Source organism: Vibrio sp. LQ2, from assembly GCF_023920125.1.
GTDB classification, from domain to species: Bacteria; Pseudomonadota; Gammaproteobacteria; order Enterobacterales; family Vibrionaceae; genus Vibrio; species Vibrio fluvialis.
In genome coordinates, this window is the sequence record NZ_CP085308.1 from 3,599,811 (window position 1) to 3,618,690 (window position 18,880).

The 18,880-nt window shown below is 50.2% G+C and carries 12 protein-coding genes; 9 read left to right on the plus strand and 3 right to left on the minus strand.

Going from position 1 to position 18,880, the window contains the following annotated elements; all coding sequences use genetic code 11:
• Window positions 1-28: 28 nt before the first annotated feature.
• The 3 genes from LGV68_RS16825 to erpA form a co-directional block, all read right to left on the minus strand.
• Complete coding sequence (locus tag LGV68_RS16825; RefSeq protein ID WP_252535690.1) at window positions 29-3,109, minus strand: efflux RND transporter permease subunit; 3,081 nt, start codon at window positions 3,107-3,109, stop codon at window positions 29-31.
• Between the two features lie 9 nt (window positions 3,110-3,118).
• Window positions 3,119-4,219: an efflux RND transporter periplasmic adaptor subunit gene (locus LGV68_RS16830; protein WP_024373685.1), complete on the minus strand. Its 1,101-nt coding sequence runs from the start codon at window positions 4,217-4,219 to the stop codon at window positions 3,119-3,121.
• Between the two features lie 96 nt (window positions 4,220-4,315).
• On the minus strand, window positions 4,316-4,657 hold the full coding sequence (gene erpA, locus LGV68_RS16835; protein WP_020332030.1) for an iron-sulfur cluster insertion protein ErpA: 342 nt from the start codon (window positions 4,655-4,657) through the stop codon (window positions 4,316-4,318).
• Between the two features lie 308 nt (window positions 4,658-4,965).
• Between erpA and hemL the strand changes: the two genes are divergently transcribed.
• The 9 genes from hemL (at window position 4,966) to LGV68_RS16880 (ending at window position 18,861) form a co-directional block, all read left to right on the plus strand.
• Window positions 4,966-6,258 carry a glutamate-1-semialdehyde 2,1-aminomutase gene (gene hemL / locus LGV68_RS16840; RefSeq protein ID WP_020332029.1) on the plus strand — a complete coding sequence of 431 codons (1,293 nt, stop codon included), beginning with the start codon at window positions 4,966-4,968 and terminating at the stop codon, window positions 6,256-6,258.
• A 264-nt stretch (window positions 6,259-6,522) separates the two neighbouring features.
• Window positions 6,523-7,608 (plus strand): AI-2E family transporter, encoded by a 1,086-nt coding sequence (locus LGV68_RS16845; protein WP_024373684.1) that lies wholly within the window; start codon window positions 6,523-6,525, stop codon window positions 7,606-7,608.
• An 84-nt stretch (window positions 7,609-7,692) separates the two neighbouring features.
• Window positions 7,693-8,715 (plus strand): 16S rRNA (guanine(1207)-N(2))-methyltransferase RsmC, encoded by a 1,023-nt coding sequence (gene rsmC / locus LGV68_RS16850; protein WP_024373683.1) that lies wholly within the window; start codon window positions 7,693-7,695, stop codon window positions 8,713-8,715.
• Between the two features lie 204 nt (window positions 8,716-8,919).
• Window positions 8,920-12,309, plus strand: coding sequence for a response regulator (locus LGV68_RS16855; RefSeq protein ID WP_222814074.1), 3,390 nt, complete (start codon window positions 8,920-8,922; stop codon window positions 12,307-12,309).
• 687 nt (window positions 12,310-12,996) lie between these two features.
• The gene (locus LGV68_RS16860) at window positions 12,997-14,667 is read left to right on the plus strand and encodes an ABC transporter substrate-binding protein (protein ID WP_020332024.1); all 1,671 of its coding nucleotides are present in this window, start codon (window positions 12,997-12,999) and stop codon (window positions 14,665-14,667) included.
• Window positions 14,668-14,832: 165 nt separating this feature from the next.
• On the plus strand, window positions 14,833-15,819 hold the full coding sequence (locus LGV68_RS16865; protein WP_044363926.1) for an ABC transporter permease: 987 nt from the start codon (window positions 14,833-14,835) through the stop codon (window positions 15,817-15,819).
• 2 nt (window positions 15,820-15,821) lie between these two features.
• Entirely contained in the window at window positions 15,822-16,847 is a 1,026-nt protein-coding gene (locus LGV68_RS16870) for an ABC transporter permease (RefSeq protein ID WP_020332022.1), read from the plus strand.
• A 2-nt stretch (window positions 16,848-16,849) separates the two neighbouring features.
• The gene (locus LGV68_RS16875; protein WP_020332021.1) at window positions 16,850-17,833 is read left to right on the plus strand and encodes an ABC transporter ATP-binding protein; all 984 of its coding nucleotides are present in this window, start codon (window positions 16,850-16,852) and stop codon (window positions 17,831-17,833) included.
• 32 nt (window positions 17,834-17,865) lie between these two features.
• On the plus strand, window positions 17,866-18,861 hold the full coding sequence (locus tag LGV68_RS16880; RefSeq protein ID WP_020332020.1) for an ABC transporter ATP-binding protein: 996 nt from the start codon (window positions 17,866-17,868) through the stop codon (window positions 18,859-18,861).
• The last annotated feature ends 19 nt before the right edge of the window (window positions 18,862-18,880 follow it).

Consider the following 18,880-nt stretch of genomic DNA (forward strand, 5'->3'; position numbering starts at 1 on the left):
CACCATCGAAACCGGAGCTTGCTCCGGTTCATTTTTTCTCCCGACCGAGCATCAACATGCACGGTGTCAGGACCAAAGTCAGAAGAGTAGCAAAGGCCAAACCTCCGGCCACAGCCGTCGCCAGTTGCGACCACCATTGTGTGCTCGGTGCGCCAAATTCAATCTTCTGATTAATAATATCGATGTTCATCTCCAGCACCATCGGCAACAAGCCCAGAATCGTCGTGATCGTCGTCAGCATCACCGGACGCAGGCGCTGCACGCCAGTGCGCAATATGGCTTCTTGTTTACTTAAGCCACGTTTGCGCAGCTGGTTGTAGGTATCAATCAGTACGATGTTGTTGTTGACCACGATCCCGGCCAACGCAATCACACCAATACCCGACATAATCACGCCAAATGGCTTGTGGAAGATAAGAAGCCCGGCAAATACCCCCACGGTGGAAAACAACACCGCACTCAGAATCAAAAAGGCTTGATAGAAACTGTTGAATTGGGTGATCAGAATCAGCGCCATCACCACCAGAGCCACCACGAAAGCGGACTGTAAAAACGCCGCTGAATGCTCCTGCTCTTCATTTTGGCCGCGCAGACGAAAATCAACACTGGACGGCAGCGATAAATCTGACAGTGCTTGTTCTATTTTGGGAAGCTCCAACGCCAAGTTATAACCTTCGTTCAGATCAGCCATGACATTGATGACCCGGCGACCATCGACCCGCTTGATCGTGTCCTGCTTGTGATCCGGCTTGATGGACGCGAAGTTGGTGATCGGAACCAAACCAGCCTGCGTTTTCACCCTTAGCTGGTCAAAGCGGCCAATATCACGCTGCTGCGCCGGATAACGAACCAGAATATCCACCTCTTCATTGGCATCATCCGGCAGATAGTCGCCAATTTTGAGGCCATTAGTCACAAACTGAACCGTATTCCCCACCAGCGTGGCATCCGCCCCAAAACGTGAAGCATCGTCACGACGAATATCGATTCGCCAGTCAATACCAGGCTTGTTACTGCTGTCGCTGATGTTGGTGAACGCCGGATTAGCATCTGCCCAAGCTCTGACCTGTTTAGCGGCGGCATTGAGTTCATCAGGACTGCGCGCTGAAAGTTCAATAACCAAGTCGTGTTCACTCGGCGGACCAGCATCAGGAAACTTGTACTCGATCTCAACGCCAGCAAATTGATCCGTGACCTGTTTGAGTTCTTCAATGATGGTCTTCACTTTACGCCGATACTGCCAATCAACTGGCGTTATCTGAATCTGACCGATACCATCATCCACGCCCGTGCGGGTGTAAACACTTTCAAACTCGTCATGGCCCAGCATTACCTGCTCAATTTCGCGCATGATGGTATCTTTTTCCTGAATCGATAAATCACCATAAGAGCGCACTTTAACGGTAAAAAACGGCGGATCCACTTCAGGAAAAAATTCGGCGCCAAGGCCCGCTTTGGCGTAGGTGACGCCCACTCCTACCGCCATCAGGATGGCGGCGAGCAGAATCTTAACCGGATGACGGATCGCTACGGCAAGCGTCAGGTAGTAGAGCTTGGTAATCCCCGTTGCCTGTTCAAACTCGCCGTTTTGTAGCGCGATCATGCGCGCCTGATTTTGCGCAGACACATGTTGCGGCTTACCAATCAAGCTGCCCAATACCGGAACAAACAACATCGCCATCACCAGCGATGCTGCCAACGTTGCAATTAACGTCAGTGGTAAAAATTTCATAAACTCGCCGGTAATGTCCGGCCAGAACAACAAAGGGGCAAACGCGGCCAGCGTGGTAGCCGTAGACGCAGTGATGGGCCAAGCCATGCGTTTGGCTGCATCACGATATGCTTCGCTGCGTGGCATGCCTTCCTGCATGCGCCGATCCGCAAACTCCGTCACCACGATGGCGCCATCCACCAGCATGCCGACGGCCATGATGAGTGAAAACAACACGATGATATTGACGGTCAAACCAAACACCGACAGTACCAAAAGCCCTGTCAGGAAAGACCCGGGAATCGAAACCCCGACCAGAAATGCGGTGCGGACACCCAGGATAGCGATAATGACGATAACCACCAGAATGATGGCGGATAGAATGTTGTTCTGCAGATCATTAAGCATCAACTGAACGTCTTTGGACTCATCCCAGGTATATTTCACCAACAGGTTGCTCGGCCAGTCTTCACGCTTTTGCGCTTCGCGAAGTACCGTTTTTACCAGTTCAACCGTTTCGATGATGTTCTCTCCGGCGCGTTTTTTCACGTCCAGCACCAGCGCCGATTTCCCGTCAAGACGGGCGAAACTTTCCGGGTCGCGAAATGAGCGGCGTACCGTCGCGATATCGCCAAAAGTAATGACTCTTTTGCCCTCAACTTTGACGGGCAACTCCAACACATCTTTCAAGGAATCAAAGACGGAAGGCACTTTCACCGAAAAACGGCCGTAACCGGTATCAACAAATCCGGCCGCGACAACACGGTTGTTGAGCGCGATCAGATTATAAATATCGCCCTGATCGAGACCATAACTTTCCATCAGCAGAGGATCGACCACGATCTCTACGATATCCTCTCGATCGCCGGCAATATCGACTTCCAATACCTGACGATAGCTTTCGAGTTTATCCCGCAAAGCTCGGGCAATTTGTACAATGCCCCGCTCTGGTACCGTGCCATACAGAACGACCGACAACACGGGTTGCTCAGAGGCCAGAGTCACTTCGTTTACCACAGGTTCGTCACTATCGGCGGGCAGTTTGGGCTTAGCGAGGTCAACCGCGTCACGTACGTCAGCCATCGCTTTGTTGAGGTCTACCCCAACGTTAAACTCCAACACGATGGATGCATAACCTTCCGCCGCATTGGCCGTCATCTCCTTGATGCCTTCTATCGAGCGTAATTCCTGCTCGAGAGGGCGCACGATCAAACGTTCCGCATCATCCGGCGAGATGCCCTGATGGGTGACAGAGACATAAATGATTGGAATAGTGATATCCGGACTCGATTCCTTGGGAATCGTAAAGTAAGTCAACACGCCAGCCGCGAGAATAAACACCAGCAGCGTCAGCATAGTTCGCGCCCGGGACAACGCGGCGTCAATCAAAGTAAACATGGCGTTCTCCTATGGATTGACAGGTTGCGAAACCGCAATTACGCGATCACCATCGCGCACAAATCCTTGCCCACGGGTAACGATATCAACGCGGTCACCCAAGCCCGTCAGCCACACGCCGTCTTGCTCGGCTTTGACCAATTGAATCGGCACGAAATGCACGATATTGTCCACCAGCGTTTTAACCCCGAGATTGCCTTCCGCATCCAGCGCCAGCATCGCAGGAGTCACTTTAACCGCAGGTTGAACGGCCAGATTCAGTTCCACTTCAGCACTCACACCTGCCGGCATGGCATCTCGTGGATTGGGGACTTCCACTTCAATCGCAAAAGTATTGGTGGCAGGGTCCGAAACCCGTGCCAGATAGCGAATTGTGCCTTCACTCTGCGCGCCATCAATAAAACGTACAACGGCCTTTTGTCCGACCGACAGGCTCTGAATGTGGCGCTCACTGACGTTGGCTTCGATCACCAAAGGATTGAGTTCAATTAACGTGGCAATGGGGTCACCGATGCCAACATAATCCCCCTGCTCGATAGGCAACAATTCAACCACGCCGCTAAAGGGTGCACGAACCTGAGTGTGGCGCAGTGCAAGCTCAACCCGGCTGACTGCGGCTTTCGCTTCCGCCAGCGCCGCAACAGCATTGGTGTAAGCCACTTCACCTTGTAGACCTCGGTTTTTGAGCGACTTTGCAGCCTGATATTCTTGGTCACGAACCCGTAATTGTGCTTTGGCCTGCTCGAGTTGAGCGGCCAAATCGCCTTTTTCAATCCGGGCAATCACCTGATCACGAGCAACAGATTGACCTTTGTTGACCGCCAGTTCCAAAATTCGGCCGTTAAATTCTGCCGCCAAACGAGCTTGGCGATTCGGCGCTGTGCGCCCATAGAGGTCGATTTTCTTTTCAGTAGGCTGCGCGTGAAAGGTTTGATACTGCACTCGCGCGAGAGGGATAGCTTCCGTTTTTGGCTCGCTACGCTCTTCGGCATTGGTGGCACCGAGGCTAAGCCAAACGGAAAGAATAATGATTAGAAATGCAGAAAAAAGCCAAGGTCGTTGTGTTAACCAACGGCCGATTGGCAGGCGCCCTGACGTAGGGTGAGACATAAATAATCCCTTATAATTATATCCCTACGCAACGGTCTCAATACGTAGGCGAGTCAGCCGATAAGCACGACTGACTCTGGCATCTGTGGTCTGAGATCAGACACTGAATGATGCACCGCAACCACAAGTAGTTGTCGCATTCGGGTTGTTTACAAAGAAGCGTGAACCTTCCAGGCCCTCAGTGTAATCAACCACACCGCCGATCAGATATTGCAGACTCATCGGGTCAACCACTAGGGTCACGCCGCTGTTTACGATCGTGGTGTCTCCGTCATTGACATTTTCGTCAAAGGTAAAGCCGTACTGGAAACCACTACAACCGCCGCCGGTAATATACACGCGCAGTTTCAGTGCAGGATTTTCTTCTTCAGCGATCAGTGCTCTTACGCGTGTTGCCGCTGCATCCGAAAAGGATAATGGTACATTTACTTCGCTCACGACGACCTCTCTCACTCGTGTATGTGCCCGCGCTTAAGTCATTTCAGGCTCAGCGTCAGGTCTGTCTAATTATGCTGTTGCCACGATTATCCAATACCTGACTTATCCGTTCAAGTATTAGCCGGAATTTCAGCATCTCCGAGTGTAAAGTATTAGCCAAGCGAATGATTTAACGCCCTTTGTATACCAGACTCGCTCATTGACTCTGTGAATGGGCGCAGAAAATTGGGGAAAATATTTCGTCTCGCGTCGCATAAGCGTACAATGCAGCCCACATTGGTCCGAGCAATCATCAAGAGGAACTATCCATGACCAAATCAGAAGATCTTTATCAAAAGGCACAAACCAGAATTCCAGGCGGCGTAAACTCTCCAGTGCGCGCATTCAATGGCGTAGGCGGTTCTCCACTGTTTGTTGACCGTGCAGACGGCGCCCTGATTTTTGATGCTGACGGTAAAGCTTACATTGATTATGTGGGTTCATGGGGTCCGATGATTCTCGGTCACAACCACGCTGTGATTCGTGAAGCGGTTATTAACGCAGCCCATCGTGGCCTGAGCTTTGGTGCGCCGACCGAAATGGAAATTGCGATGGCAGAACTGGTGTCGGAACTGGTGCCATCAATGGAACAATTGCGTATGGTGAACTCAGGTACTGAAGCAACCATGAGTGCGATTCGTCTGGCTCGTGGTTACACTGGCCGTGACAAAATCATCAAATTCGAAGGCTGTTACCATGGACATGCCGATAGCCTGTTAGTAAAGGCTGGCTCAGGCGCTCTGACTCTGGGCCAACCAAGTTCTCCGGGCGTACCAGCAGACTTTGCTAAATACACGCTGACGGCGCGCTTTAACGATCTCGATTCAGTTCGTGCGCTATTTGCAGCCAACAAAGGCGAAATCGCGTGTATCATCGTCGAACCTGTTGCGGGTAACATGAACTGTATTCCACCCGTTGAAGGCTTCCACGAAGGACTGCGTGAAATCTGTGATCAAGAAGGTGCGCTGCTGATTTTTGATGAAGTGATGACAGGTTTCCGCGTTGCGTTGGGCGGCGCTCAAGCGCATTACAACATCAAACCAGACTTGACCACATTGGGCAAAGTGATTGGCGGCGGTATGCCAGTCGGCGCATTCGGTGGCCGTAAAGACGTGATGCAATACATTGCGCCAACCGGTCCGGTTTATCAAGCGGGTACCTTATCTGGTAACCCAATTGCAATGGCAGCGGGTTATGCGTGTCTGTCTTTGCTGAAAGAAGAAGGCAACGAAAAACGCCTGGCAGCGAAAACTAAACAACTGGCCGACGGCTTCAAAGAGCTAGCGGACAAACACGGAATTCCATTGCTGGTTCACCAAGTCGGTGGCATGTTCGGCTTCTTCTTCACCGATCAAGCCAGCGTTACCTGCTACGAAGATGTGGCTAAGTGCGATGTAGAACGCTTCAAGAAGTTCTTCCACCTGATGCTGCAACACGGCGTTTATCTGGCACCTTCTGCTTTTGAAGCAAGCTTTACTTCGCTGGCACACGGCTCTAAAGAAATTGATGCGACACTCGAAGCCGCAGACCGTAGCTTCGCTATTCTCGCTCAGGAAGCGTAAACACTCGCGAAAAAGACTAAAGGCTGCACACGCAGCCTTTTTTATATCTCAAACATAGTATCTGGTCGTTTACTGCCAATTGATGACAACCAACACAACCAGCACGCCAATGACAATACCAAGCCAAGGCAGACGGCGACGTTTCGCCAGCTTACTTTCACAGCCTTTATCGTTATCGCAACATCCCATTTCCTGCTCCTCATTGCTAACTGACTGAAATGCAGCCATTATAAACCCAATTGATTATCACATTGGACCGCTACCGTGCCTGAAAAACTGAAAATATCCTCCAGTCACTGGGTTTTGATCGTTGCCTTATTGGCAGCGGCGTTCACCTGTTACCTACTGGTCAAGCCTTACGTGAACTCAATTGTGATGGCGTTCATCATCTCACTTCTGATGTTCCCTATCCATGAGAAACTGGAATCCAAGCTGCCTTCACACAAAAACTTGGTTTCGCTGCTGTCGTGCATCATTCTGACCTTCATTATCGTCATTCCACTACTGTTTGTCTTCGGAGCGATTGTTCAGCAAGGGTCAAAATTTTCACAAAACGTCTATCAATGGGTAACGCACGGCGGTATTCAAACGGTATTTAACCATCCTTGGGTGGTCAAAGGGTTGTCGCTGGCCAACCATTACTTACCGTTTGATGAAATAACACCGCAACAAATCGCACAAAGAGTCGGACAATTTGCGACTTCATTTGGCACTAATCTGGTTGGTATCAGCGCAAAAATTCTCGGTGACGCCACCAACTTCCTGATGGATTTTCTGTTGATGCTGTTTGTGCTGTTCTTCCTGCTGCGCGATCACGACAAAATCATCTCTGCTATTCGCCATATTCTGCCGCTGTCACGCAGCCAGGAAGACAAACTGCTGTCTGAAATCGAACAGGTGTCGAAATCGGCAGTGATGGGGTCATTTTTAACCGCCATCGCTCAGGGTGCAGCGGGTGGTTTTGGGATGTGGATGGCCGGATTCCCGGGGCTGTTTTGGGGCACTATGATGGGCTTTGCCTCTTTCATTCCGGTGGTCGGTACGGCATTAATCTGGATTCCAGCTACGATTTATCTGTTTGTTATCGGCGATACCACCTGGGCGATTTTCCTCGCCGTGTGGAGTATTGCCGTGGTCGGATCCATCGACAACCTGCTGCGTCCGTTCCTGATGCAGGGAAGTGCCGGTATGAATACGCTGATGATTTTCTTCTCTTTGCTCGGAGGGATTCAGTTGTTTGGCTTGATTGGCTTGATTTATGGCCCACTGATCTTTGCCATTACCATCGTGCTGTTTAACATTTACGAAGAAGAGTTTCAGGGCTTTTTGAACAACCAAGACAACAGCTGATCCTCAACGTAAAGCAGATAAAGCACTTCAAGCACCGGGCTGATTATGCGAAAATCAGCCCCCCTATTTTGTGTCGAGTCTGTTATGTCCAATTACATCGCTCCAAGTCAGATCGCGCAGCGCCAGCTGGCCTACTTTGAAGGTAAACACGTACTGATTGCCGGAGAAGCCGAAGACCTGTTTCCATTAGAACTGGCCAATCATTGCACGTCTGTGTCCGTATTTACCACCAACTATGGTTACTATCGCCAGTTGCAAGGCAAGTCGGCACTAAACTGTTACTTTGGAGCCGAACTGGTCGACGAGATCGACGCCGACATGGTGCTGCTGTATTGGCCAAAAGCCAAGTTGGAAGCAGAATACTTGCTGGCGATGCTGATGGCAAAGCTGGGCGAAAATACAGAGATCGTCGTGGTCGGTGAAAATCGTTCCGGAGTGAAAAGCATTGAGAAAATGTTCGCACCGTACGGATTGATTCAAAAGTATGACTCTGCACGTCGTTGCTCATTTTACTGGGGCCAATGCACGCAAAGCGTAAAACCATTCAACCTCAACGATTGGTTTAAGTCCTACCCAGTTCAGTACCAGCAATACAACCTCACTATTCGCAGCCTACCCGGCGTATTTAGTCATGGTGAGTTTGACATTGGCAGTCGTTTGCTACTCGACACACTACCAGCCCTACGCGGGAAAGTGCTGGATTTCGGCTGTGGCGCCGGAGTACTGGGGTGCGTCATGGCCACTCTCAATCCGGAAATTGAGCTGGAGATGTGTGACATCAGCGCGCTGGCTATTCGTTCAAGCCAGGAAACACTCGCTGCCAACGGCCTCAGCGGCCGCGTCTTTGCGTCAGACGTTTATTCAGATACCGCCTCTGATTATCAGTTTATCGTCACTAACCCACCATTCCACGCAGGTCTGGACACCAGCTATAACGCCACAGAGACCTTGCTGGCCAAAGCCCCGGCGTATCTCAAACCTCGTGGACAACTGATGGTTGTCGCCAACAGTTTTCTCAAATATCCGCCGATCATCGAACAAGCGTTTGGTAATTGCGAGACGTTAAATAAGACCAATAAATTCACGATTTATCACGCACAGAAATAATTCCCGCAACGCGAAATTGCCGTTTTTAGCGGTAATTTCGCCACTATCCGACCGAAAACTGCGTCCATGCCCACGCTTTGAACCCAACTTACTTGTCAAAGTAAAAAAACTCGTTAATTTCGTTATTTCAGGTACTTCTTGTCATTCACTTAACTCATTCGTGCTTTCTGCACGGATCAGTGCCACCAAAGTAACGCCTTTTCTATGTTTAGGTTCAATCGGAAGCAAAAGTTTAAGCGCCTGCAGAATACTCTTATGCTGGCGTTCCTGGTTCTCAGCATCACCCCTCTGACGGTGACGGCAATCTTTTTCCTTCAATCTCACAGTAAAGACTTGCAGGAACAAAGCACATCGCACCTTCTCTCAGTACGGGATACCAAACAGCAGCAAGTAATCGACTACCTCACGGCTAAAGAGTCTGAAGTGATGGGCTTTGTCCGCTCAGAACTTGCTTATGCCAGTGGCGGTCGCTTCTATGGATTGGTCAACGCATTTCAGCGCTTGGGAGTCGATATCGATCAGGCGCGCGAGCATGCGCAGCAACGTTATGTACCGGGCTCCGGCGACCAAATCAAAACCTCCGTGTTACCAGAGTCGAGCAGTTACGTCGGCAGCGAACGCTATCGCTTGTTGCATAAACGCTACCACTGGGCGTATATGGAACTGCTTAAGCGTTCCGATTTTGACGATATTCTGTTGGTCGATATCAACGGAAACGTGGTGTATTCCATTTTTAAAAATGCCAACTACGGCACCAACCTGCTGACGGGCAAATTTAAAGACAGTAATCTGGGTCAAACCTTCCGCCAACTAGAACAGCAGGTCAGCGAACACCGTAAAACCAATGAAGATTACACCCCTGTCGTACTGTCTGATTTTGTTGATGAAAATGGCCGTCAATATGCGTGGATGGGTGCACCAATCATTCAGCAAGGCTACTTGCACAGTTATGCGATGTTCCGCCTGCCCAATAATGGCATTACCAAGCTGATTGCAGATACCAACAGCACCTCTTCAATGCGCACTCTGTTGGTCGGCCAGGATCATCGCTCGCGTACCCTCGCTTACGAGCAAGCAGAGATCGATAAGAGTACTCAAGTGATTGATTGGGCGCTGAACGGCAGTCGTTCTGTTGGCACTTATACTAATCAGGCCGGGGAAAAAACCATCGCCGCCTACGCCCCTATCAACCTCAAAGATTTGCATTGGGCACTGGTGGTTGAACTACCAGAAAAAGAGGCCTTTGCGCGCGTCCGTCAGTTGGAGAAGCTGTTCATCTTCGCCATGCTGACCGCAATTATTTTGGTGGTGATCGCCTCACATTATCTGTCTAACTTCATTACATCTCCGCTCCTTAAACTGACCTGGGCAGCGGAGCGTGTCTCCGCTGGCGACTTGGATGAAACCATGATCAACACCGATCGGCGTGATGAAATTGGTCGGTTGGCGGTGAGTTTTGAACGTATGCAACGCTCTATTCGCGAGAAGATGCAACTGATTAAGGCGCAGAATAAAGAGTTGGAAAGCAATATTCAGGTCATTCGTAAACAGAACGATGAATTGCAGTTGGCCAACAAACTGAAAGATGAGTTTCTCGCCACAACTTCGCATGAACTCAGAACGCCTTTACATGGCATGATCGGTATTGCCGAGGCGCTGATTTCCGGCGCCAATGGTCCAATTAATGCGGCACACAAGTATCAGCTCGACATTATCATCAGTAGCGGTCAACGACTGGCCACCTTGGTGGATGACTTGCTCGACTACCACAAAATGCGCTACGGCAATCTCGACATCAACAGGACTGCGGTTAATCTGTCCAATGCCACGCGTTTGGTGCTGGAACTGTCTAATCATCTGTTGGGCAAAAAGCCAATCCGCATTATTAACCAAGTCGCCGAAAATCCAGTGTGGGTATCTGCCGATGCCCAGCGTTTGGAACAGGTGTTGTACAACCTGATCGGCAACGCCATCAAATACACCTCGGAAGGTAAGATTGTCATCTCAGCCAATCAAGTGGATAACCATATTCGCGTTCAGGTCGTGGATACCGGGCAAGGCATTCCGGCCGAACAGCTGGAACACATTTTTGAACCTCTGATTCAAGCCGGACATGACACCAGCCGCTATCGTCAGGGCGCAGGACTGGGGCTCTCCATCAGCCGTCAGTTAATTGAGTTGATGCATGGCTCGCTGTATGTCAGCAGCCAACCTATGGTTGGCACTACCTTTAGTTTCACCCTGCCAATCGCGTCAGAACAAGAGATTGCTGCCGCACAGCTGACGCAGCTACCCCATTTCCAGGCTCCTGAATTTACGGAACTGGATCTGCCTGAGAATCATAGCATTCCGGAAAATCCGAACGGCCCACTGCTGTTAGTCGCGGATGATGAACCAGTTAACTTACGTGTTCTGGACAGCTTCCTGCGTTTAGAAGGCTATCGTGTACGCACCGCACAGGATGGCAATGAAGTGTTGAAAGCTGTGGCCGAAGAGAAACCGGAGCTGCTATTACTCGACATCATGATGCCCGGTATGAGCGGTTATCAGGTTTGTGAAGAGCTGCGTAAAACGTATGATCACGCTCAATTACCAGTAATTATGCTGACCGCTCTGAATCAAACCGACGATCGCGTACGAGGCTTTGAAGCGGGTGCCAACGACTACCTGTCCAAACCTTTCAACAAACAGGAACTGGCTGCACGTATTATCGCGCACCTGACAGCGAGCAAAGCAGAACAACGTCGGATTGAAAACGCCGAGTTGCAGAAAGAATTGAAGCACCGCGCGATGGTTGAGGCCAGTTTGCTGGAAACACAAGGACGTTTGTTGGAACAGCTGGAATCGGCACCGGAAGCCATTGTTTGTATTCGTGAAGATCACAAAATCCGCTTTGCCAATGAAGCTGCTTCGCGCCTGTTTAAACGCAGTCAGGAGCAAATCAAGCGTTCTAACGCAGATGAGTTGATCGCTCCGAAGTATCTGCTGGTCGAACAGGAACATTATTGCGGCAACGTCGATATTTTTGTTGATGATATTCGGCAACACGTCAATGCTGATGTCCTCCGTCTGCCAGAAGGCGCCGGATTACAGGCAATGTATATCTTTAATGTGGGTGGCAGCATTAACGCTGCGCGTATTCATAACCTTGAAACCGCCGTTGAAGCCCTGTCGAGCTATGCCTTTGAAGGCGACAAGGATAAGCTGCAGCAACTCAAAGAACTGGGGGGAGAATTTACCCGTCTGGCAGACAAAGCCTCAGGTGACAGCCAATCTAAGCAGGACTTGATGCGCGCCGTCTTGGTGGATGCGATGACATCAGCCCTCAACTATTGGGAGAAAGTCTCCGGGCAAAGCAAATTCACGTTCGCAGAACAAAGTGGGTTATGGCGCGTCTATCTGGACCGAAGCACGCTGCAGACCCGCACACTCGACAAGTATCTGCGTATCGAAACACTGCCTAAAACACCGCGGTGGCGCACGGTACTCAATTCGCTGGATTACATTCTCGACCACTGCCAGGAGCAGGGGCCTGAACGTACCTACATTGAAGTACAACGCGACAAACTGCAAAAGCTGCTCACCTCTGAATAAGAGACCAAAAGCCCGCCTTCTGGTGGGCTTTTTACTACCTAAAATCTGACGACAGCTCTCTCATGACGGTTGTGGTCTGCTGAAATATATCCCCTCCATTACTAACGGCGGAAGCGCTTCATTTTTACGTCGAAATAAACCTTATCCAATAACGTAAACTGAACACAAAACACGTCAATCAAGCCACCAAATGGGCCGTTCCATTCCATTTTCTGAAGCGGATAACACAACTTTGCGAAACGAATCACAACAATTCGCCAGATTTAATTTCTGAGGAAAAATTTCATCCAAAATCTCACAGTGAGCAAGATCTCACTAACTGAAAAACCCAAACAAAGCCATATAAAAAGGAAACATAAACGATAGTAAACACTTACATACTTTAGGTGATCGAAAAATTTATGTGACCAACACCACTGCCTACTTTTCAGCCACACAGAAAGTTTTTTAGTCAATTTTGACGTTTGTGACGGCTGGCTTGGATGTTTTGACGTTTTTAACGGGAAATGAAATTGATAAATTCCTCCACAAGGTGTTTCCTTACCTCTGTCAAAGGCCTACAGGCCACTCATGTTATCGGGTACCTCCGACCTGGTAACACCCAATGAGGTAGGTCCTTGTGAGTGTTGATCAAACGATAGCACTCGACTCCATTTGTGAAATAAAAGCAAATAGTAAGGAACAGCTATGCTTGCCAATATTAAGAAAACCGCACTTGCAGCCGCAGTTATTGCTGCAGCAACCAGCGTTTCAGCTCCGGCATTTGCCCGTAGTGAGCTAACCATCGTGCCAGATTTCTACCCTACAATGGTACGTAACTTTAACCCGTACTTAGCCACAAACCTACGTACCACCACTGACTTCATCTACGAGCCGCTGGTTGTTTTTAACGAAATGCATGGCAACACTCCGGTAATGCGTCTGGCAGAAAGCTACAAAATGTCTGACGATCTGATGAGTGTGACATTCGACATTCGTAAAGGCGTGAAATGGTCTGATGGTCAGGCATTTACTGCAAACGATGTGCTTTACTCGTTCAATCTCCTGAAGAACAAACCAGAGCTTGATCAACGTGGTATCAACAAATGGGTAACCAGTGTTGAGAAAATCGATGACTACAAAGTTCGTTTCCGCCTGACAGAAGCCAACTCTAACGTCCCTTATGAAATTTCTCAGGTGCCAATCGTTGCTGAACATGTTTGGAAAGAAGTGAAAGATCCAACCACATTCACTAACGAAAACCCAGTAGGTACGGGTCCATTTACAGAAATCGACACCTTTACTCCACAACTTTACATTCAGTGCCGCAACCCGAATTACTGGGATGCTGCAAACCTGGAAGTCGACTGTCTGCGTGTTCCTCAAATCGCCAACAACGACCAACTACTGGGTAAAATTGTCAACTCTGAGCTCGACTGGACATCATCATTCGTTCCGGATATCGACCGCACTTACGCAGCAGCGAACCCGAATCACCACTACTGGTACCCAGCGGCGGGCACACAGGCATTCGTAGTTAACTTCAAAAACCCAGATCCAGCGAAGAAAGAAGCACTGGATAACGTAGATTTCCGCCGTGCGTTCTCAATGGCACTTGACCGCCAGACTATCATCGATATCGCCTTCTATGGCGGCGGTACCGTGAACGACTTTGCATCTGGTTTGGGTTACGCGTTCAAGTCTTGGTCTGATGAAACGGTTCACAACAAGTACAAAGGCTTCAACACCTACGACGTCGATGGTTCTAAAGCACTGCTGGCTAAAGCAGGCTTCAAAGACATTAACGGTGACGGTTTCGTTGAAACACCATCAGGCAAGTCGTTTGAACTACTGATTCAATCGCCAAACGGTTGGACTGATTTCAACAACACCGTACAACTGGCAGTAGAACAGCTACAAGAAGTGGGCATCAAAGCGAAAGCGCGTACGCCAGAATTTGCAGTCTACAACCAAGCGATGCTGGAAGGGACCTACGACGTAGCGTACACCAACTACTTCCACGGTGCAGACCCATACACTTACTGGAACAGTGCTTACAACTCAGCACTACAGAAAGGCGACGGTATGCCTCGCTTCGCGATGCACTTCTTCAAAAACAACAAACTGGATGGCCTGCTGGACAGCTTCTACAAAACAGCAGACAAGAACGAGCAGATGGAAATCGCACACGGTATTCAGAAGATCATTGCTGAAAACCAAGTTACGGTTCCTGTGATGTCTGGTGCTTGGATGTATCAGTACAACACGACTCGCTTCACTGGTTGGTGGAACGAAGAAAATCCTAAAGGCCGTCCAAGTGTTTGGGCTGGTATCCCTGAGCGTCTGCTACACGTACTGGATCTGAAACCAGTTAAGTAAACGTTCTATCTTTGCGGCGCACCCATTGTGCGCCGCTGATTAAAATCCCCTTACTTAGTAGTCAATATGGCGCTCGTCGTCAGGGGATTTCTCGCTCTCAATTTTCGCTAGGAGCGACCTGAACCGGAGTTCAGGAACAGACTGGGTGAGTAAGGTGTGTGAGTTATGGGTTATTTTTTAAGACGTTTGTCGTTCTACTTTGCCGCGTTGCTGGTTGCCGCAACGCTCAACTTTGTTATTCCGCGGGCAATGCCTGGTGACCCGGTTACCATGATGTTTGCCAACGCCACAACGCAAGTAACACCAGAACGTATCGAAGCGATGCAAAAACTGCTCGGTTTCGTTGATGGTCCTTGGTATGTGCAATACGCGACTTATATGAAAAGTATCTTCAGCTGGGAGCTGGGGACTTCTATCAAATTTTATCCACTGAGTGTGAATGAACTGCTAGGCGGGGCGTTTGGTTGGTCTCTGTTCTTAGCGGGTACGGCCGTGGTGATCTCGTTTTCGATTGGCTCAATTCTGGGCATTTTCGCCGCCTGGAAACGGGGGAGCAACTACGACACCTTCATCACCCCAGGAATGCTGGTCATCCAAGCGGTGCCCCAAGTGGTCATTGCTATGCTGGCCATGTTTACCTTTGCGATAGGCCTTGGTTGGTTCCCAACCGGCTACGCCTACACTGCAGGGACAACTCCTGACTGGACCAGTTGGACATTCATCAAAGATGTCGGCTACCACGCTGTGCTGCCTTTGATCTGTGCATCCATCGTCCAAATTGGCGGTTTTTTGGTCAATATGCGAAATAACATGATCAACCTGCTGGCAGAAGATTACATCACGATGGCGAAAGGCAAAGGACTGAGCGAAAACCGTGTGGTCTTTAATTACGCTGCTCGCAATGCCCTGCTGCCAAGTGTCACCGCACTGTCTATGTCTCTGGGGATGGCTATCGGCGGCCAGCTCATTATTGAAATCATCTTTAACTACCCGGGGCTGGGCACCGTGCTATTCAACGCAATCACCGCTCGTGACTACCAAGTTCTGCAAGGGCAACTTCTGATCATGACGCTGTTTATGCTGTTCTTTAACCTACTGGCGGACATGTTGTACGTCGTGCTCGACCCTCGCCTGCGCAAGGGAGGTAAATAATCATGAAAGCTCTTTGGAAACTACTACGCGGCAACCGTGTTGCCATGGTGGGTGTCACTATTCTGAGCATCTTCCTGTTCATTGCACTGGCAGCCCCGCTGATTACTAAACATGCCCCAGATAAACGTACGGGTAACCCACATGAATATCCGGCTTTTGTCGTGAAAGCAGCCAAAGCCAATCCTGATGGTTGGGTGGCAGAGAATCTCGCGACCGATCGCCGCACGATGGCGTTGTCGAAAAATGCCGACCACACGCTAGGCACCACCCGTATGGGCCGAGATGTATGGTCACAAGTTGCTTACGGGGCGCGCGTCTCGCTGGCTGTTGGTTTTGGTGCTGGCATTACGGTCTGTTTTCTGGCAACCGTACTTGGGGTATCCGCTGGTTACTTTGGTGGGCGGGTTGATGACTTTCTAACAGCAGCGATGAACATCATGCTGGTCATTCCTCAGTACCCTCTGTTGTTTGTGGTTGCAGCTTTCATCGGAGAAGCAGGCCCGTTAACCATCGCCCTGATCATCGGCTGCACATCCTGGGCCTGGGGGGCGCGTGTGGTTCGTGCCCAAACTCTGGCTCTGCGTGAGAAAGAGTTTGTCAAAGCTGCCGAAGTGTTGGGTGAATCCTCTTGGCGCATCATCTTCGTTGAGATTCTGCCGAACCTGATTTCGATTGTCGGCGCAAGTTTCATCGGCTCAGTGATGTACGCCATCATGATGGAGGCAACGATCTCCTTCCTGGGACTCGGCGATCCGAACACCATCAGTTGGGGCATTATGCTTTACAACGTACAGACCTCATCGTCCATGCTCATCGGCGCTTGGTGGGAACTGTTGGCACCATGTATTTCTCTGACATTACTGGTCACAGGTCTGGCACTGCTGAACTTTGCCGTGGATGAAATTGCCAACCCGCAACTGCGCTCTCATAAAGGGATGAAGCGCTGGAAAAAACTGGCGGCACAGGACAAGCAGGCGCGTAAACCAGAGCCTGCACCACAAACAGCCATCTGGAGCGGAGACAAATAATCATGACAGCACCACTTATCTCGATCCGCAACTTATGTGTGGACTACATTACCGACGCCGGCGACGTGCGCGCCTGCAACAACGTCAGCTTTGATATCGCACCAGGTGAAGTGTTTGGCCTGGCAGGCGAATCTGGTTGTGGTAAATCAACCGTCGCCTTTTCGTTGATGCGCCTGCATAAGCCGCCCGCGTTCATTACCGGGGGGGAGGTAATTTTCAACGGTGAAGACATTCTTAAATACAGCGATGACCGTATGCAGTCATTCCGCTGGAGCCAGATGTCAATGGTGTTCCAGAGTGCAATGAACGCACTCAACCCCGTTCTGACTATGGAAGAGCAATTTTGCGACGTGATCATGCGCCACACCACCATGAATCGTCAGCAGGCTAAACGCCGCGCGGAAGGCTTACTGGAAATCGTGGATATTCATCCTAGCCGCCTGAACGACTATCCGCACCAGTTTTCTGGCGGCATGCGTCAGCGTCTGGTGATCGCCATCGCACTGGCACTGAATCCGAAGATGATCATTATGGATGAGCCAACCACGGCTCTGGATGTGGTGGTACAGCGCGAGATCCTGCAAAAGATCTACGCCCTGAAAGAGGAATTCGGTTTCTCAATTCTGTTCATTACGCACGACTTATCTCTGATGGTCGAGTTCTCAGATCGCATCGGCATCATGTACTCCGGTGAACTGATTGAAGTGGCGCCGTCCAAAGAAATTCTGCAAAGCCCGTATCACCCATATACCAAAGGCCTTGGCAGTTCGTTTCCACCTTTGACCGGACCGAAAACTCGCCTGACGGGGATTCCGGGTAACCCGCTCAACTTGCTGGAAATTCCACAGGGCTGTCGCTTTCAGGCGCGGTGCGATCGAGTACACGAAGCGTGTACCAAAATCCCGACCAGCTTGCGTCAGATTGAGCCGGGCCGTTTATCCAACTGCCACCTGTATGGTGCGCCAATTGCCCAAGTGAAACTGTAAGTCCGGTAGAGACAGAATTTCTGGAGTTTAATATGAGTAAACCATTCGGCGAACTACTGGTGGAAGGCAAAAATCTGGTTAAGGATTTTCCGATCAACAGTAACGCACTCAAACAACCGATGATGCGTGCGATCAACGACGTGTCATTCAAGATGTATAAAAGCCGCGGTTTGTCCGTGGTGGGAGAATCCGGTTCGGGCAAATCCACCACCGCGAAAATGATCGCCAAAATGTATGCGCCAACGTCGGGTGAGATCGAGTACAAAGGCCGCGATATTCAAACGATCAAGTCTCGTAGCGATCTCATGCATTATCGCGAAGGCGTCCAGATGGTATGGCAGGATCCGTTCGGTTCTCTCAACCCGACCCATACCATTTTTCACCACATTGCTCGCCCGTTACTGATCCATAAAAAGGTGAAGCCCGGCAACAAAAAGGAGCTTCAAGAACGCGTCTACGATCTGCTGGAACAGGTTGGCCTGATCCCACCCAAAGAGACCGCAGCCAAGTATCCGCATCAGCTTTCCGGTGGTCAGCGTCAGCGTGTCAATCTGGCTCGCAACATCGCCGTCGGCGCAGAAGTGGTACTGGCAGATGAGCCGACCTCCATGCTGGATGTTTCCATCCGCGCCGGCGTACTTAACCTGATGGAAGAGATGAAATTCGAGAAGCAGATGTCGTTGCTGTACATCACGCACGACATCGCGACTGCACGTTATATCGCGGAAGATCTGGCGGTGATGTACGTCGGTCACATGGTTGAATGGGGCGATACCGAAGCCATCATTCACGATCCTCAACATCCATACACTCAGTTACTGGTTTCTGCGGTGCCGGATCCGAAGAAGTCGATTCACGAAAAACTGAAAGGCAATAAAGGTGAAATCCCGCTCTGGACACCAGATTCCGTCGGTTGTCCGTTTGCCGGTCGCTGTTTGCACGCTTCCGACAAATGCCGTGAGCAGCTTCCGGGCATCACTCAGTTGTCTGACAACCACTTTGTTCGCTGTTACCTGTACGAAAACTAAGCCTGAGCGCCCGTTCTGC

Bases quoted from the DNA above. Each gene is read 5' to 3' on its own strand.
- hemL (WP_020332029.1), top strand. From the start codon at position 4,966: ATGACCAAATCAGAAGATCTTTATCAAAAGGCACAAACCAGAATTCCA.
- LGV68_RS16855 (WP_222814074.1), top strand. From the start codon at position 8,920: ATGTTTAGGTTCAATCGGAAGCAAAAGTTTAAGCGCCTGCAGAATACT.
- LGV68_RS16830 (WP_024373685.1), bottom strand. From the start codon at position 4,219: ATGTCTCACCCTACGTCAGGGCGCCTGCCAATCGGCCGTTGGTTAACA.
- LGV68_RS16875 (WP_020332021.1), top strand. From the start codon at position 16,850: ATGACAGCACCACTTATCTCGATCCGCAACTTATGTGTGGACTACATT.
- LGV68_RS16880 (WP_020332020.1), top strand. From the start codon at position 17,866: ATGAGTAAACCATTCGGCGAACTACTGGTGGAAGGCAAAAATCTGGTT.
- LGV68_RS16825 (WP_252535690.1), bottom strand. From the start codon at position 3,109: ATGTTTACTTTGATTGACGCCGCGTTGTCCCGGGCGCGAACTATGCTG.
- LGV68_RS16860 (WP_020332024.1), top strand. From the start codon at position 12,997: ATGCTTGCCAATATTAAGAAAACCGCACTTGCAGCCGCAGTTATTGCT.
- LGV68_RS16870 (WP_020332022.1), top strand. From the start codon at position 15,822: ATGAAAGCTCTTTGGAAACTACTACGCGGCAACCGTGTTGCCATGGTG.
- rsmC (WP_024373683.1), top strand. From the start codon at position 7,693: ATGTCCAATTACATCGCTCCAAGTCAGATCGCGCAGCGCCAGCTGGCC.
- LGV68_RS16865 (WP_044363926.1), top strand. From the start codon at position 14,833: ATGGGTTATTTTTTAAGACGTTTGTCGTTCTACTTTGCCGCGTTGCTG.